General features: G+C 45.6%; 16 protein-coding genes. 1 reads left to right on the forward strand and 15 read right to left on the reverse strand.

Translation table 11 applies throughout. The features are described 5' to 3' along the window. Positions 1-12: 12 nt before the first annotated feature. The 10 genes from KNQ13_RS00960 to KNQ13_RS01005 all read right to left on the reverse strand — a co-directional run bounded on the left by KNQ13_RS00960 (position 13) and on the right by KNQ13_RS01005 (position 10951). Positions 13-1368 carry a replication initiation and membrane attachment family protein gene (locus KNQ13_RS00960; RefSeq protein WP_026829993.1) on the reverse strand — a complete coding sequence of 452 codons (1356 nt, stop codon included), beginning with the start codon at positions 1366-1368 and terminating at the stop codon, positions 13-15. A gap of 67 nt (positions 1369-1435) precedes the next feature. Beyond that, on the reverse strand, positions 1436-1918 hold the full coding sequence (gene nrdR / locus KNQ13_RS00965) for a transcriptional regulator NrdR (RefSeq protein WP_014970981.1): 483 nt from the start codon (positions 1916-1918) through the stop codon (positions 1436-1438). A 13-nt stretch (positions 1919-1931) separates the two neighbouring features. Continuing rightward, positions 1932-2300 carry a hypothetical protein gene (locus KNQ13_RS00970; protein ID WP_014970982.1) on the reverse strand — a complete coding sequence of 123 codons (369 nt, stop codon included), beginning with the start codon at positions 2298-2300 and terminating at the stop codon, positions 1932-1934. Positions 2301-2406: 106 nt separating this feature from the next. Next, a complete protein-coding gene (gene speD / locus KNQ13_RS00975; RefSeq protein ID WP_014970983.1) occupies positions 2407-2793 on the reverse strand; it encodes an adenosylmethionine decarboxylase in 387 nt (128 codons plus the stop codon). A 260-nt stretch (positions 2794-3053) separates the two neighbouring features. Further along, positions 3054-4097: a glyceraldehyde-3-phosphate dehydrogenase gene (locus KNQ13_RS00980; RefSeq protein ID WP_026829994.1), complete on the reverse strand. Its 1044-nt coding sequence runs from the start codon at positions 4095-4097 to the stop codon at positions 3054-3056. Positions 4098-4272: 175 nt separating this feature from the next. Continuing rightward, positions 4273-4863, reverse strand: coding sequence for a dephospho-CoA kinase (gene coaE, locus KNQ13_RS00985; protein ID WP_026829995.1), 591 nt, complete (start codon positions 4861-4863; stop codon positions 4273-4275). Next, on the reverse strand, positions 4860-5690 hold the full coding sequence (gene mutM / locus KNQ13_RS00990) for a DNA-formamidopyrimidine glycosylase (RefSeq protein WP_014970986.1): 831 nt from the start codon (positions 5688-5690) through the stop codon (positions 4860-4862). Before mutM ends, coaE begins: the two co-directional genes overlap by 4 nt. 24 nt (positions 5691-5714) lie before the next feature. Then, on the reverse strand, positions 5715-8312 hold the full coding sequence (polA, locus tag KNQ13_RS00995; protein ID WP_026829996.1) for a DNA polymerase I: 2598 nt from the start codon (positions 8310-8312) through the stop codon (positions 5715-5717). 201 nt (positions 8313-8513) lie between these two features. Further along, entirely contained in the window at positions 8514-10247 is a 1734-nt protein-coding gene (gene pnpS, locus KNQ13_RS01000; protein ID WP_014970988.1) for a two-component system histidine kinase PnpS, read from the reverse strand. After that, on the reverse strand, positions 10244-10951 hold the full coding sequence (locus tag KNQ13_RS01005; RefSeq protein ID WP_014970989.1) for a response regulator transcription factor: 708 nt from the start codon (positions 10949-10951) through the stop codon (positions 10244-10246). Before KNQ13_RS01005 ends, pnpS begins: the two co-directional genes overlap by 4 nt. Before the next feature lie 217 nt (positions 10952-11168). Here KNQ13_RS01005 and KNQ13_RS01010 point away from each other — a divergent pair, with 217 nt between their 5' ends. Next, positions 11169-11600, forward strand: a complete 432-nt coding sequence (locus KNQ13_RS01010; RefSeq protein ID WP_371818606.1) for a divergent PAP2 family protein — start codon at positions 11169-11171, stop codon at positions 11598-11600. A gap of 91 nt (positions 11601-11691) precedes the next feature. Here the strand turns inward: KNQ13_RS01010 and mdh are convergent, their stop codons facing one another. The 5 genes from mdh to pyk form a co-directional block, all read right to left on the reverse strand. Then, entirely contained in the window at positions 11692-12624 is a 933-nt protein-coding gene (gene mdh / locus KNQ13_RS01015; RefSeq protein WP_026829998.1) for a malate dehydrogenase, read from the reverse strand. Positions 12625-12651: 27 nt separating this feature from the next. After that, positions 12652-13926, reverse strand: coding sequence for an NADP-dependent isocitrate dehydrogenase (icd, locus tag KNQ13_RS01020; protein ID WP_026829999.1), 1275 nt, complete (start codon positions 13924-13926; stop codon positions 12652-12654). Positions 13927-13995: 69 nt separating this feature from the next. After that, a complete protein-coding gene (gene citZ, locus KNQ13_RS01025; protein ID WP_014970994.1) occupies positions 13996-15108 on the reverse strand; it encodes a citrate synthase in 1113 nt (370 codons plus the stop codon). Between the two features lie 218 nt (positions 15109-15326). Continuing rightward, on the reverse strand, positions 15327-15803 hold the full coding sequence (locus KNQ13_RS01030) for a DUF441 domain-containing protein (protein ID WP_193363390.1): 477 nt from the start codon (positions 15801-15803) through the stop codon (positions 15327-15329). Between the two features lie 55 nt (positions 15804-15858). Further along, positions 15859-17607, reverse strand: a complete 1749-nt coding sequence (pyk, locus tag KNQ13_RS01035; RefSeq protein ID WP_026830000.1) for a pyruvate kinase — start codon at positions 17605-17607, stop codon at positions 15859-15861. Positions 17608-17683 lie beyond the last annotated feature (76 nt).

Here is a 17683-nt window from a genome sequence, read left to right on the forward strand (position 1 = left end):
CTCACTACTCCTTTATTTGCCCTTGAGCTCCCGCAGAATCCGTTCCATTTCTTCATCATCTGGCACTTCGGCTTCAAAGCTCGCTTTTTTCGTCGCTTCATATTGCTGCTGTTTTTCTTTTTCTTCTTGTAACCATTTTGGATTCGGACCGGTCGCATTCGAACGACCTCTTCGTCCTCCGACCGTCTGCCGTGAACGTTCTTGCTTCTGGTCCTGTTTTTTCGAAATCAACTCGTCTTGTTCTTTCGTTTTCGCCAACGCTTCAGCCGCTGTCACGTACCCTTTTTGTTTCCAGTCGTCGACGATTGAAAGTAAGAAGTTTTTACTGAACCGATTATCTTTTTTGATGACAAGTGCATAGTAGTAAGCTGCATTGACGATACCGGATGACATCTCATAATCGATGATCAACTGTTGAATCAACTCTTCGTCCCGCTCCGACAAGGCTTTGACTTTTCTTAATTTCGCAACGTAATGTTTCGGATGGGTCCCTTCCATCGTTTCCGTTTCACTCAGCTCACCGACTTCCACTTCCTCGAGGACCGCCACCTTCGCTTTTTTCTCGCGACTCAGCTTTTGCTTCGCCGACAACATCATTTGTTTACAACGCTCTTGTTTTTCACTGTCCGTCATCGGCAAATACGCTTCGTGACGAAAACGAGCATTTAACAGTTCCGCCATCAACGCCTCGTTCGATTGTGTCACGTAGGCTAATTTCAACAAGAGATGATCAATTGATTTCGTATAAAAACTACGTGGGAGGAACCGATCGGTCTGACGTTTCATTTCTTCGAGGTCAAAGGAATAATCAAATTCATAGGCAGCCCGTTCTTGTTTCGCATACGACTTTGGCTGATGCGCTGAAGCCAAACCGGCTTTGACATCAAATACTTGATCAAAGCGTACCGTTCGATCGACGACGTTTTTCGGTAATGGCTCCGTCCGGAATCGATTTTGTAACGACCGGAATCGAATTTCACCGACACGATAAAACAGTAAACTCGATAACACACCATCGTTCAAAAAAGTATGCGGGGCTAACGGCACACGTATTTGGTAGACATAACGATAAGCGGCTTGTTTGGCTTCAAATGTCCGAATCAAGCCGATCCCTTCGAGCTTAAACAGTTCCTCTTTAAATTCCTCGACTGAAAACCCAAGTAACGTCCCAAGTTCCGCATGTGAAATATATTGAGATTTTGTTTTTCCAGGAATCATCTCACTCCAAAACGTTTGGTACAAACCAAGTGCCTTCACCCCAATGATTGGTTGATATAAATAATAGAGGGACTGATAGGCTTCCCGATCGACGACACCATTACTCATGATCAGGCAGAGATCAGTCCCTGACAATTCACGTTCCATCATTTGATTGGTCCCTTCTTTCGTGAGAAAAAGAGAGGGCGTTCTGAACAGACAGACGACCTCTCCTTCATTATGTTAGGTTTTCTCGTTCATTGTCTTGATGGCGTTCCATCAATTCAGATAACTCTTGGAAAAAGACGTTGATGTCTTTGAACTGCTTATAGACACTGGCAAATCGGACATAAGCCACTTCATCGACAGAAGCGAGTTCATTTAATACAAGACGCCCCACTTGTTCACTTGGAATTTCGTGTTGTGCGGTCGCGCGTAACGTTTTTTCGACACGACTGACGACGGTCTCCAATTGTTCGATGGAAATCGGTCGTTTTTCACACGCTCTAACCAATCCTCGCAGAATCTTATCCCGATTGAATTCATCACGCGTCCCATCTTTCTTGACGATGATGAGCGGTGTTTGTTCAATCATCTCAAATGTCGTGAAGCGATACCCGCAGGATTCACATTCACGCCGTCTGCGAATCGATCCAAAATCTTGCACGGGTCGTGAATCCAATACTTTTGTCCCGTTATAGTTGCAGGCTGGACAACGCATGTCGTACCTCCATTCACGTAATTTCTCTTGTGCCGATCATCTTCAAACGATACGCGGCATCGAGGTCCTGATAAATCGACTCAATCCATTTTTCAAGATCCGGACCTAACAATCCGTCCCGATGTAAAAAGAGATCGACAGCTGTCCGACCTGATCCGACCATGATGACGGTTGCAAGTCCGTCTAGTCCAGATGCCTGGAAGGCCAATTCCCCTCTTCCTTGGTCGATTCGTTTGACTGTTCCTTGTTGGCGTGTAATCGCCGTTTCTAGACCTGTGAACAACATCTCTGCTGTCGCTGCATAATAGTGCGTCCGTAATTTTTCATTTTTATGTGTGTCCGATGTTTCCATTTGTTTTTGCAAACGTTCCTTTAGTCCCATTCGTCATCACCTTTTTCTGTTTTCTTCTACTATTAAGAATAACAGACGTCAGACATATTAAAAAGCCCTCGCCATGAAGACGAGAGCTTGTTCATTCGTGTTTTTGTCAGTTAACGTGCTGAACCGTAGCAGCAGGAACTTTGACAGGTCCCAGACCACGTGGAATTTCGACAGTTTCACGGATTTTCGCATCGAGTGCATCAGCGATATAATTCGCTGCGATAGCCGGATCGATCCGATCGCCACATGTAAATACATCAACCGATGCATATCCATGTTCTGGAAAACTATGAATCGTTAAATGCGATTCAGAGATGATGACGACGCCGCTGACGCCGTGTGGAGCAAACTTATGGAATGCGACTTCACGTACTTCTGCACCAGCTTGAAGTGCTGCATCAACAAAAAGTCGTTCTACAAATTCCATGTCGTTCAATTTTTCAGGATTACAATCCCAAAGTTCTGCAATAATGTGTCTTCCCATAGTATCCATTTGTGGATCCCCCCTACATTCAATGGTCTTCAAAGTAGTTATGATCACTTACTTTGCGCCTGAGTCGTTCGCACCCACGGGGGAAAGTTAGTCCAGAGAGGTCCTAACCCTTTAAGCTGCGATTGCCAGACCGATTGAAGTTCACGATTTGAATTATAGCGAGTATCAAAAAGATACACAAGGATAAATTTCGAATTTTAATATATTTTCCTAAAAAAAACGCTCTACTGACTGCTGTAGAGCGATTCTTCCATATTTAATTATTTTAGCTCAAGTTGTTTTTCTTCATTCTGTATCGCCTTGATATGCGCACCGACCAGATGGACGAGATCGACGACACGACATGAATACCCCCACTCATTATCGTACCAAGCAAGAACTTTTACTTGTCGTCCTCCCATGACCATCGTCGATAAACCATCCACGACCGTTGACTTTTCTTCACCGTTAAAGTCAATCGAAACAAGGGGTTCCATGGTCAGACCAAGAATTCCGTCGAGTGCTCCGTCTGCTGCTTTGACGAACGCTTCATTAACTTCTGCGACCGTCGTATCCCGACTCACTTCAACGACCAAGTCGACGAGTGATACGTTTGGTGTCGGCACTCGTAACGCTAACCCGTTTAATTTTCCTTCTAAATGTGGCAACACAAGCGAAATCGCCTTTGCCGCTCCGGTCGAAGTCGGAATGATCGATGAGCCGCAGGCCCGAGCCCGACGTAAATCCTTATGTGGATTATCGATGTTGTTTTGATCATTCGTAAAGGCATGGATTGTCGTCACAAGACCTGTCTCGATCCCAAATGCCCGATCGATGACTTGAACGACCGGTGCAAGGCAATTGGTCGTACAGGATGCGTTTGAGACGATATGATCCACTTCATGATCATACATCGCGTCATTGACCCCCATGACGATCGTCCGGATATCCCCTTTAGCCGGCGCCGTGATGACGACCTTTTTAGCACCTGCCCGCAGATGTTTGGCAGCACCTTCATCCGAATTGAATTTCCCTGTCGCTTCGACGACGACATCGATTTCAAGCACTTTCCATGGTAAACGTTCAGGATCACGTTCGCTGACGATTTGGATGACCTGACCATTGATCATCAATCCATTTTCGACGATTTCCACTGCATGTTCGAACTTCCCGTGAACCGTATCGTACTTGATTAAATGTGCGAGTGTTTCTGCCGGATAACTGGCGTTGATTGCCACGACTTCGCTTTTCCCCTCAGCGATCAATCGACGAAAAACCATTCGACCGATCCGCCCAAAACCATTGACTGCCACCTTGACTCCCATATCTGGATCCCCCTTCAATGTGACGGATGATGCTCCGTTTACAGATAGAACTATATCATGAAATGTAAGCGATTTCATTATGTAATCTAAAAAAAGTGAGAGAAGTTGGTAACTTTCTCTCACTTTCATTTTGAAGTCTGTTTTTGTACTCGTCATTGGTTTGACGACTGACTTTTTATCCAGCCATCCGGAAGGTTTCCAACCATTGATCAATTTGCTGATATAATGCTTCGCGTGTGCCTTCGTTCGATAACACATAGTCCGCCAGCCGTTTTTTTTGTTCGATATCAAGTTGAGAATCGATTCTTGCCTGCGCCTCTTCAGCGGTCAATTGATTACGTTCCATCAAACGTTTTTTTTGTAAATCCGCCTTACAATAGACGACTACGACTTGTTCGACGAGTTGTTTCCAGTCCCCTTCAAGTAACAACGGAATATCAAATACGATCAACGCCTGCCCCGCTTGTTCATATTCGTCTGCTTGTTGAAGCATCTGCTGACGAATTTTCGGATGCATCAATTCATTTAACACGAGTCGTTTTTCACTATCGTGAAAAATGATATCCCCCAGTTTTGCACGAACAAGCTGTCCATCTGAAAAAGCAGATGGAAACACGGCCTTCACTTCCTCATAGGCCAATCCGCCCGGTTCGATGACAGCACGCGCGACAAGATCTGCATCGATGACAACAACTCCTTGTTCTTGCAAATAAGCAGATACTGTACTTTTTCCGGTCGCGATTCCTCCAGTCAGCCCGACTCTCATAACGCTACCTGTTGGCACGTCGGACAGAAGTGCGTCCCACGTCCACCCACCTTGATTTTTTCAATCGCCGTTCCACATCTCGGACATGGGACTCCGGTCTGACCGTAAACAGCCAGTTGCAATTGAAATTCACCCTTCCCGGTTGGAGAAACATAACTGCGAATCGTACTTCCGCCACTCTCGACCGCTTTTCGCAAGACGTCAACACCCGCAACATGTATTCGGGCAATCTCATCGAGTGTCAAGGCACCCGCTTTCGTCAAAGGATGGACACGGGCTGCATACAACGTCTCATCGACATAAATATTACCTAGCCCTAAAAAGATGGACTGATCGAGTAAGGCCGTTTTGATGGGACTTCGTTTTTTCCGAATCAGATTTTCTGCCAATACTTCTGCCGTGAACGTCGGATCAAACGGTTCACGTTCGAGTTGGGCAAGGGGAGCAACAGACATCGCCGTCTCTTTATCCCGCAGCTCCATCGTTCCAAACTTCCGGACATCGTTATAATGTAATTCCGAACCATCCGTAAAGCGGAAGATGACATGCGTATGCTTATCTTTTTCGATTGCTTGTGGATACGGAAAATACTTTCCTTCCATTCGTAAATGACTGACTAAATAAAAACGCTCGAATACGAACAGTAAGAACTTCCCCCGACGGTCTACGCGTTCGATGCGTCCTTGCTTCAACGTGTCAATGAACGGACCTACTTCCATCCCGCGAATCATCTTCGGGTGAAATACTTTTACAGAAGAAATCGTTTTTCCGGAGACCGTCCGCTCCAGACTACGTCTGACGGTCTCGACTTCAGGTAATTCAGGCAACTTGTTTCCTCCTCCAACAACCGTTTATTTCGTTTCGTACCATGAGTGTCCCGCATCCCCATCGACACGCAAAGGGACCGATAAGTGGACGGTCTGTTCCATCGCTTGTTTGACAAGTGATTTTAGTTCATCCAGTTCTTCATCTGGCGCTTCAAAAATCAATTCATCGTGGACCTGAAGCAACAGACGGGCCTGCAATGGCGACTGTTCTAATGCCGCATGGACGTCAAGCATGGCTTTTTTAATGATATCTGCTGCTGATCCTTGAATCGGTGTATTGATTGCTGTTCGTTCTGCAAAACCACGTAAATTGAAGTTTTTCGAGTTGATGTCCGGAATGTTGCGCCGACGATTCATCAACGTTTCGACAAAACCGTTCATCCGTGCCTTCTCGATGGCCGCATCCATGAATAGCTTGATTTGTGGGAACAATTCAAAATAACGGTCGATGAACTCTTGTGCTTCCTTACGCGAGATGTTCAAATTCTGCGACAAACCGTAATCACTGATGCCGTAAATGATCCCAAAGTTAACCGCCTTCGCCTGACGACGCATATTACCCGTGACATCGTTCGGTTCGACACCAAACACACTACTCGCCGTCTGCGTATGGATATCGGCATCATCCAAAAATGCCTGAACCAATGTCTCATCTTCGGACATGTGTGCCATGACGCGCAATTCGATTTGCGAATAATCCGCCGCGTACAAGGACCAACCGGGTTCGCTCGGAACAAAGGCCTTCCGAATCTTACGGCCCTCTTCAATCCGAACCGGAATGTTTTGCAAGTTCGGGTTCACCGAACTGAGGCGTCCTGTCTGAGCAATCGTTTGGGCAAAACGTGTATGGATTTTTCCGTCTTCCTTAATCACTTTTTGTAGCCCTTCGACATACGTCGATTGTAGTTTTTGTAGTTCCCGGTACAACATGATGTGATCGATGACCGGATGTAAGGGGCGCAGTTTTTCTAACACATCCGCCGCTGTCGAATACCCCGTCTTTGTTTTTTTGAACGCCGGCAATTCGAGTTTTTCAAACAAGATGACACCCAGTTGTTTCGGTGAGTTGATATTAAACTCTTCTCCGACTTCCCCGTAGATCAATTGTTCTAAATCGTTTAGACGTCCTCCAAGATCCTGTTGCATTTCTTGCAGGGTCGCGACGTCGACCCGGATACCGGTCCATTCCATCTCGGCAAGGACACCAGATAGCGGACGTTCTAACGTCTCATACAATTCAAATTGTTGATTCGCCTTCAGTTCTTCGACTACTTTCGGGAACAGCAATTCAATCATCCGTGCCTTCTCTGCTAAATAGGGATGTAACAGGTCATCCGTTGGTGTAAGACGTTTTGCCCCCTTACCTAAGACCGCTTCTTCATTCGGCGCCATCAGCATGTAATGGCCGGCAATCGAAGCAAGTGTCGTCCCACCACTTAAGTTCAACAAATAACCAGCGAGCAACAGATCATCAAAAGCTGTCAGTTTCAAATCGTGTTTCCGTAGCGCAAAGGCAACTTGTTTCGCATCCAGACAGATTTTTTGATGGTCGGACTCAATCCAGGCGCGAAAGGCCGGATCGAGGAGCAATTCTTGTGAAGCGACATAAATTTGATCGAGTGTCGCAATCCCAAAACCGATGATGTCTTCTTCCATGTAATCTTCCCGCAATTGTTCGACGACAAGGACGGCGTCCGTGACATCAAGCGGAAGAGAGGAGATGGTCTTGACGTTTAATTGTTCCTTGTCTGCTTCTTCGACGACCGGTGCAAACCGGTTCGTCAATGATTTAAAACCAAGCGATTGGAACAACGAATAAGGAATCTGTGTATCGACATCACTGATCTGTAAATCATCCAGCGTGACATCAAGCGGGACGTCCAGCTTGATCGTCGCGAGTTCCTTCGAGAGGCGCGCCAATTCTTCGTTGGCGATGACTTTTTCTTTTTGTTTTCCTTTTAAGTCTTCAACATGTTCATATAACCCTTCGACCGACCCATAGGCAGAAATCAGTTTGATGGCGGTTTTTTCACCAATTCCCGGCACCCCTGGGATGTTATCGGATTTATCTCCCATCAATCCTTTCAGGTCAATCATCTGCATCGGTTTCAAACCACCATACGTCTCGGCAAATAATTTTTCTGTCATACAGAGCACGTCTGTAATCCCACGTTTAGTGATCAACACCTCGACTTGATCGGTCACGAGTTGCAGTAAATCCTTATCTCCCGTCACGATCCGGATTCGATCAGCCGGCATCGTCTGCGCAAGTGTTCCGATTAAATCATCTGCCTCGTACCGATGAAGTTCCATCATTTGAATCCCTAAGGCTTCACAAATATCCCGGACAATCGGAAATTGTTCACGAAGCTCAGAAGGTGTCTTTTCCCGACTCCCTTTGTACTCCTGATAGACATCGTGTCGGAACGTTTCGCTCGAAGCATCAAATGCCACAAGCATATGTGTCGGCTGTTCCTCTTCAAGTAGTTTTAACAGCATCATCGTAAAACCATATGCGGCATTCGTATTACGTCCTTGTGCGTCCGTCATCGGCGGCAAAGCAAAAAAAGCACGATACGTTAACGAGTTTCCATCAATCAATAACAGTTTGTTTTCCATCATCTACGCCCCTTTGGAAGATTTTCTGTCCTTATTGTATCACTCTACACACATTTGTTCGCTAAAAAGCCGACAAAAAAAGACGACCGGCTAAAATGCCGATCGTCTTTGTGCCTCTCGACATGGGAGCTGATCCAGTCGGGACACAGATGATGAAGAAGGTAGTTTAAGCATACGATTATTCTGTAAAGAGAATATGAACCATTATCCCTTTTTTGGTAAACGTATCGTAAAGGTTGTCCCCTCATTTTCTTCTGACTCGACATCAATCGTTCCGTGGTGGAGATCGATGATGTGTTTGACGATGGCCAGTCCGAGACCCGTTCCACCTGAATTTCGACTCCGCGCTTTGTCGACCCGATAAAACCGTTCGAAGATCCGTTGCGTTTCCTTCGGATGGATCCCGATTCCATCATCTTTGATCCGTAACAACACTGCTTCCTCGCCATCTTCCAGACTAACCCAGACGTTCCCACCATTTGGTGTGTAGTTCAGTGCATTGGCGACGAGATTGACGACAACTTGTTTCAAACGGTTTAAATCGGCACGGATGAATACTTCCTCTTCCATCTCAAGATGGATTTTCATCTGTTTCTCAACCGCTTTATGGCGTAATAAGGTTTCCGTTTCGCGAAGCAAACTCGTCACATCGACAATCGTCGTCTCGAGCTGGTAGTTATCCTGTTCAAGACGAGATAACTCAAGTAGATCCTCGACCAGCGTCTGCATTCGTTCTGATTCATCATGAATGATGTTTAAGAACTGTTCCCGAATTTCCGGGACGTCTTGTGCCCCGTCTAACAAGGTTTCCGCAAATCCTTTGATTGAGGTCAACGGAGTTTTCAGCTCATGACTGACGTTTGCCACGAAGTCTTTACGCATCTGTTCAAGTTTCTTGATTTCCGTAATATCATTAAAGACGACCGTCGTCCCTTGGACACGACCATTTTTCCCAAAAATCGGTGCAGCACTGACCATGAAGGTCCGACTGTTTAATCCAAACCGGACACTCGATTGTTTCCGATTTGGTTTTTCCGTCAAATAGACGTCTTCAATCACTTGGCTCATCTTTTCGTTCGGCAGAACCCGGTAGTAGAGTTTACCATTCGATTTGTCATGGATATTAAACATCTCACGGTAGGTCCGGTTGACAAGTAACACATATCCTTTTTCATCAATCAACATCAGACCAGCACCCATATACTCAATCAATGATTCAAGCCTTGCCCGTTGCATCGCTTCGCCAGAAGAGGCATTTTCTAAGTTTCGGGCTAATAGGTTGATTGATTTTCCGAGATCTCTTGATTCGTCTGGTGCCGTCAGTTCATATACACGTGATTTGTAGTTTCCATGCGAAAGTTCATACAACACCTCGGTCGCTTCCGCGATAGGTCGTAAAAATCGTTTCGTCGAACTGTAGACGGCAAAGAAGATGATACAAAACGACGTAATCAAAGACAGAACGATGACGGTCCAGATCCTTGAATAAATCAGATCCAAATCTTTTGTATACCGGATTAAACTGATGTAAACTTCGCTACCATCCGCAGTCATGACAGGTTTTGTATATTGAAGACTCGTCTCATCGGTTTTTGACTCAAACGTCCCTTCATCAGGAATGGCAGAGAAGTTGATGGCACGGACATTTAATTTCGTCACATCAATCGGTGTTCCGGCAATGATTTCGCCACGTGAATTAAATAAAATCATATCGAAATTCGACTCTGCATATAGTTTGTCGACATACAGGGCCATATCGGAAACCGAACGATCACGTAAAATCGTCTCGACGAGAACCGTCTCGTCCGTCAGTTTTTCTTTTTCATTATTGACATAAAACTCTTTAAAGGATTGTCCAAGTAAAAAACCAAGTGCAATCAGGACCAGACTGATGAATGACAACATTTTCAGGATAAATCGTTTGCGGTATTTACTCATTCCGCTTTCGGCTCCTCCATCTTATAACCCAGTCCACGAATCGTTTTGATATAAATCGGTTTTTTCGTGTTCGGTTCGATTTTTTCACGAACATGACTGATATGGACATCAACGATGCGCGTATCTCCAACAAAGTCATAGTTCCAGATGGCGGACAATAGTTGATCACGCGTCAAGACACGGCCTTTGTTTTTAGCGAGATACACCAGTAACTCAAATTCCTTTGGTGTCAATTCAAGTCGTTCGTCCGCCTTAAACGCTTCATAGTTATCGGGTACGATCTTGACATCCCCAATCAGGATGGTTCCATCCGTGACCTCTTCTACGACAGACTGTTGGTTCATGCGGCGTAGAATCGCCTTGACGCGCGCAACGACTTCTCGCGGACTGAACGGCTTCGTCAAATAATCATCGGCTCCGAGTTCAAGTCCAAGTACTTTATCAAATTCATCATCTTTTGCCGTAAGCATCAAGATCGGTGTGTTGATTTTTTGTTGACGTAATCGTTTACAGACCTCTAGCCCATCGAGTTCCGGCAACATCAGATCGAGTACGATTAAAGCGGCATCTTGTTTTTCGGCTAATTTCAGACCTGTCATGCCGTCATGTGCGGTTTCAACGATAAAACCGGCTTGCTCTAAATTAAATTTTAAAAGCGTGGCGATTGAGAGTTCATCATCAACAACGATTATTTTATCTTTCAAAACAGTTGGCCTCCTCAGCGCGTTTCATCTTTGAATGAGGAATTCCGTGGAATCCACTTCTTCTGTCTTCATCTTACCGACTTTCGCCACTAAATCACAAATCTTTCTGGTCTTTCTTTACATAATCTTTAAGGTCGGACATGTTCTTCCAGTAGTTTCCCGTGTTGAAACCGAAGAATTCGGGAAACAGTAACATATCGTCATTGAATGTGGAGGAATGAATATGGAATGGAACAACCCGTTATTGGCAGCAATCACTGCTTGGTTTATCGCGCAAGCAGCAAAACTTGTCACCGGTCTCATCAAAACAAGAAAATTTGATCTTGAAATCATGTTTGCTTCAGGTGGTATGCCCAGTTCACATAGTTCGACTGTCGTCGCACTGGCTGTCGTAATTGGCTTTCAAGAAGGGTTTGATTCATCACTGTTTGCGCTCGCTACGATTTTTGCCGTCATCATCATGTATGATGCAACCGGAGTCCGGCAAGCAGTTGGTCTACAAGCCAAGCTTCTAAATGATTACTTTAAAGGAATCCGTCACGAAACACCGTTACTCAACGAATTGGTTGGGCATACCGAGTTTCAGGTCTTCGTTGGTCTTTTACTTGGTTTAGCGGTTGGTTTCTTGTGGCCTGTTCTTTTCTTATGATACGTAATCTTTATCTCACAAAAAAAGGTGAATCCGGATTTAAATCCGGATTCACCTTTTTGATTGAGCAGTCTGTATCAGATTACATGACTTAAAGAAGTTCAAGAACAGAGCGAACGGTCGAAACAGAACGGTCTAGGGCTTGTTTTTCTTCGGATGTGAGTTCAAGTTCTAATACTTGTTCTACACCATTCCCACCTATGATGGTTGGAACACCTAAGCACAAGTCTTCGTACCCATACTCGCCTTCAAGATAAGCAATCGCCGGCAAAATCCGCCGCTGATCCTTTAGGATAGCTTCGACCATCTCGACAATCGCAGCTGCGGGTGCGTAATACGCTGAACCGTTGCCAAGCAACTGAACGATTTCCCCGCCACCTTTGCGTGTCCGCTCAACGATTCCAGACAAGCGGTCTGGTGGAATCAACTTCTCGAGCGGAATGCCGCCTGCATAAGAATAACGTAACAACGGAACCATATCGTCTCCGTGCCCACCGAGCACGAATCCGGAAATATCCTTGACGGATACGTTCAGTTCCATCGCAACAAACGTTCGGAACCGGGCGGTATCTAACACACCAGATTGACCGATGACCCGTTCTTTCGGAAAACCGGACGCTTGAAAGACGGTATAGGTCATCGCGTCGACAGGGTTCGTCAAGACGATGATGATTGCTTGCGGTGCGTGGGTCACGATTTCTTTTGTGACCGCCTTCATGACGTTTGCATTCGTGCTGACAAGATCCTCACGACTCATCCCCGGTTTTCTGGCAATCCCGGCCGTAATGACCACAATGTCAGAACCTTCGATGTCTCGATAATCCGATGTCCCTTTAATCCAAGCATCAAATCCTTGGATTGGTGCGGTCTCCTGCATGTCGAGCGCTTTCCCTTTCGTTGCGTTTTCCTGCTGCGGCATATCGACGAGCACAATATCCCCTAACTCTTTTTGAGCGAGGTACAGTGCTGTCGTCGCCCCTGTGAATCCGCTACCGATGACCGAAATCTTTTTCCGTCGATTCATTGTCCAATCCCCCTAGTCAAGATTCAATTACATATTCTTGATGAGTTCATCCGCGAATTCAGAACATTTCACTTCTGTTGCACCGTCCATCAGACGCGCGAAGTCATAGGTGACGACTTTTTCTTCGATTGATTTTTCCATCGATTGGACGATCAAGTCTGCTGCTTCATTCCAACCCAAGTGACGGAACATCATTTCTCCTGAGAGAATGACGGATGACGGGTTGACTTTATCAAGTCCTGCATACTTCGGTGCTGTACCGTGCGTCGCTTCGAAGATCGCATGTCCTGTCATGTAGTTGATGTTTGCTCCAGGTGCGATTCCGATACCGCCGACTTGTGCTGCAAGGGCATCAGAGATGTAATCACCGTTTAGGTTCATTGTTGCGACGACATCAAATTCTTTTGGACGCGTCAAGATTTGTTGTAAGAAGATATCTGCGATTGAATCTTTCACGATCAACTTGCCAGCTGCTTCTGCTTCAGACTGAGCTTTGTTCGCTGCGTCAGCACCTTCTTCGTCTTTAATGCGGTCATACTGGTTCCATGTGAAGACGTGTTCTGCGTACTCACGCTCTGCGAGTTCATATCCCCAGTTTTTGAAAGCACCTTCTGTGAACTTCATGATGTTCCCTTTGTGGACAAGCGTCAATGAAGTACGTTTGTTTTCGAGAGCGTATTCAATCGCTGCACGGACAAGGCGTTCTGTTCCTTCTTTTGAGATTGGCTTGATGCCAAGACCAGAAGTTTCAGGGAAACGGATTTTATTGACACCCATCTCTGTTTGAAGGAAGTTAAGTAATTTTTGTGCTTCTTCACTACCTGATGCATATTCGATTCCTGCATAGATGTCTTCCGTATTTTCGCGGAAGATGACCATGTCTGTATCTTCCGGGCGTTTGACCGGTGAAGGAACACCTGTGAAGTAACGGACCGGGCGAAGGCATGTGTACAAATCGAGTTCTTGACGAAGCGCAACGTTAAGCGAACGGATTCCGCCACCGACTGGCGTCGTAAGTGGTCCTTTGATTGCGATGATGTGTTCGCGGATGAGATCAAGTGTTTCTTCCGGAAGCCAGTTGCCTGTTTTATTGAAGGCTTTTTCTCCAGCGTAGACTTCTTTCCACTCAATTTTCTTTTCGCCGTTGTATGCTTTTTCGACAGCAGCGTCGAAGACACGAACTGCAGCATTCCAGATATCAGGTCCAGTGCCATCACCGATGATGAACGGAATGATTGGAGCGTTTGGTACGTTTAGAGTTCCGTTTGTTACTGTAATGTTTTCGCCTTGAATTGTAGCCATTTGTAAAATCCCCCTTGAATATGATTGATGTCATCAAAAAGCAGGAGAGGATTTCTCCTCTCCGTTTTTTTAACGTTCGTTCATGGACACATATGTCCGGTGTGTTTCACCAATATAATCGGCGCGTGGACGAATGAGACGGTTGTCGCTATACTGCTCTAAAATGTGCGCTAACCAACCTGACATCCGACTAACGGCAAAGATTGGTGTAAACAATTCCGTATCAAGCCCAAGTGCATGGTACGTGGAAGCTGAATAGAAATCAACGTTTGGTTTCAATCCTTTTTCCGATTGGACGATTTGGTCAATCTTGACTGACATCTCATACCATTTCGGTTCTCCGATTTGAGCAGTCAACTGACGGCTCATCTCTTGGAGATGCTTCGCACGTGGGTCACCATCTTTATAGACACGGTGACCGAATCCCATGATTTTTTCCTTGTTCTTAAGTTTATTATGAACATACTCGTCAACCTTTTCAACCGAATCAATTTCAACCAACATTTTCATGACCGCTTCGTTTGCTCCACCGTGAAGTGGACCTTTGAGTGCGCCCATTGCTGCTGTCACACCAGAATAGATATCAGATAACGTTGCGACACAAACACGCGCCGTAAACGTCGATGCATTCAGTTCGTGATCGGCGTGCAGGACAAGCGCCTGATTAAACGCTTTTTCTGCCACTTCGGTTGGTTCTTCACCTGTTAACATATACAGGAAGTTTGCCGCATAAGAGAGCCCCGTTTTCGGTGCAATCGGCTCTTGACCTTTTTTGATACGGGCATACGCTGTTACGAGTGTCGCGATTTGCGCTTGGAGTTTGATGGCTTTAGCGTAGTTCGCCTCCGTCGACATATCTTCTGCAGACTCATCATACAGTGCCAGTTGTGACAAGGCAGTTCGGATAGCAGACATCGCATTTGCGGTTTTCGGTGCCACTTTTAACGTCTCAAGTACTTCTTTAGCAACGGTTGCTTCAGAAATCAATGCTTCTGAGAGTTGCTTCAGTTCCTCTTGTTTTGGTAAGCGGTCATTCCAAAGTAAAAAGACCACTTCTTCAAATGAGGCGTGCTCCGCCAAATCATCAATTGTATAGCCGCCATACGTCAACTGACCATCGATGATCGAACTGATCTTCGATGCTGTCGCGACGATTCCTTCTAAACCTTTTGTTTGTGTCATACAAAAATCCCCCTTTTTTTCCCCCAGAAATTTAAAACGCTTTCATTTCCGTATTGAAAAAAAGACGTCTACGCAAGAGTCGTTTCCCCACTTCGAACCGTTTGCTCTTGAATAGACCATCTTGTTTCTGTCCTTAGTATAAACAAAATTAACCAAAAAGTGAACGAACTTGCATACTATTATCAAAAAATTAATTCGATGTCATGCCATTCATAGACTTAACCGCTGATTACCTTGACGATGATGTCCCACATTCCGATGACAAGCGCCGCAATCCCAGCCCCGATCAACGGTCCAACCGGAACTCCCTGAAACAGTCCGACCGCCAGAATCGTTCCGGCAAGCAGTGCCGTCGTGACCAGTGGATCTTCCTTCATCAGCCCGACACCGTGTGCGGCGATGATGGCAACGAAAATTCCAGCCAAAAAAGAAATGATTCCAATGTGCCCGCGAATACTATTCAACAATTCTTTAAATCCGATATCACCGGTGGCAATCGGTACCAGAATGGCCGCTGTGATCAAGGTGACCCCCCAGGTGATTCCCTTCGCCTGTAAAGAAGGAAACAGACGGCTGTCTAAACCGATCGCTTTTATGATCAATAAAAAGGCCGCTGCAATGATCAAGGATTTATTTTGAGCGATGACACCAATCAATACAAGACCAATCAAAAACAGATAGGCTTCCATGTGAATCCCCCTATTCGAAAAAAAAAACGGACATGGCTCTCGGCCACGTCCGTCCCATTGATTATGCGTTGTACAATTTGCCTGTTAACGGATCAATTGAAATACGTTGACCATCTGTGAAGAGTGTCAAGGCGTTTTCGACACCGACGATAACCGGCTTACCGAGTGATGGTCCTACAATGCCAGCGTGGCTTGTTAATCCACCATCTACTGTAACCATTGCAGCCGCAAGCTCGATTGCAGGCATCATGTCACGATCTGTTGAGTTCGTAACAAGAATCATCCCTGGTTTCGCTTTTGCGTTTGCTTCTTCTGCTGTATGTGCGATGACGACTTCGCCAACGATACCACGTTCACCGATGCCACGACCGATTGCGATCTCTTTACCAACGATGTGAATTTTCAGCATGTTCGTTGTACCTGCTGTAAGAGCTGGGATACCGGCTGAGATGACGACGAGGTCACCGTCTGTGACGAATCCTGCTTCTTTTGCTGTATCAGCAGCAAGCGTCAGCATATCATCCGTGTTATCTGACAGGTGATCGACGACGATTGGATAAACACCCCAAACGATGTTCAACTGACGAGCAACACGTGCGCTTGGTGTCACTGCAACGATATTTGGTTCTGGACGATATTTTGAGATCCGCGCAGCTGTATAACCAGACTGTGTTGGTGTCAAAATCGCTTTTGCATCCAAGTTGATCGCTGTGTGTGTAACTGCTTGAGCGATCGCATCCGTCACCGTATGTTCGCTACGTGTTTGACGATCTTTTAAGAGCATCTTGTAGTCGAGCATTTTTTCTGTCCGCTTCGCAATCGTATGCATCATCTGAACTGATTCGATCGGGTAATCTCCGGCTGCTGTTTCACCTGAAAGCATGATCGCATCTGTTCCATCAAGAATCGCGTTTGCGACGTCTGATGCTTCCGCACGTGTTGGACGTGGGAAACGTTGCATCGAGTCAAGCATCTGTGTTGCTGTGATGACTGGTTTACCGTAGTCATTACAGATTTTGATAAGGTCTTTTTGTGTTGGTGTTACTTCCTCTGTCGGAATCTCGATTCCAAGATCACCACGCGCGACCATCAAACCGTCTGAAATCGCGATGATTTCTTCGATGTTGTCGACACCCTCTTGGTTTTCGATTTTCGGGAAGATTTTGATGTGGCTTGCATTGTGTTTTTCGAGCAATTGACGGATTGCGACGACATCAGACGCACGACGAACAAATGAAGCAGCAATCAAATCGATGTCGCTTTTGATTCCGAATTCGATGTCGGCGATATCTTTATTTGTCAAGGCAGGTAAGTTAACTTTGACGTTCGGTAAGTTAACCCCTTTTTTCGTTTTGATGATTCCTTCGTTTTCGATGTCGCAAAGGAGTTCGCGGTTCTCAAGTTTCTCCGCGACACGAAGTCCGATTAATCCATCGTCTAACATGATCATCGAACCAACTTCGACATCATCATATAAACCGTCATACGTCACAGAGAATTTATCTGCTGTTCCGACGATTTCGTTTGCGTCACCGCTGACGACGATGACTTGCTTATCGCGTACGAGAAGCGCTTTTCCTTCTTCAAACGTATGCGTCCGAATTTCAGGACCTTTTGTGTCTAAAAGAATCGTCACTAATTTATTCGCTTCTTCTGCTGCACGACGGATATCCGTAATACGTGCACCGTGCTCTTCATAGTCACCGTGTGAGAAGTTGAGACGTGCAACGTTCATACCTGCTTCAATCATTTCTGGAAGAAGTTTTTCTGACGCCGGTCCAATCGTACATACAATTTTAGTTCTACGCATATTCCATAAACCTCCTACAATGTTTGGCTATTTGTTTAAGAACAATGCCAACAAACCTATCCTAATTCAACTGATG

Source organism: Exiguobacterium sp. s128 (genome assembly GCF_018618815.1).
GTDB lineage: Bacteria > Bacillota > Bacilli > Exiguobacteriales > Exiguobacteriaceae > Exiguobacterium_A > Exiguobacterium_A antarcticum.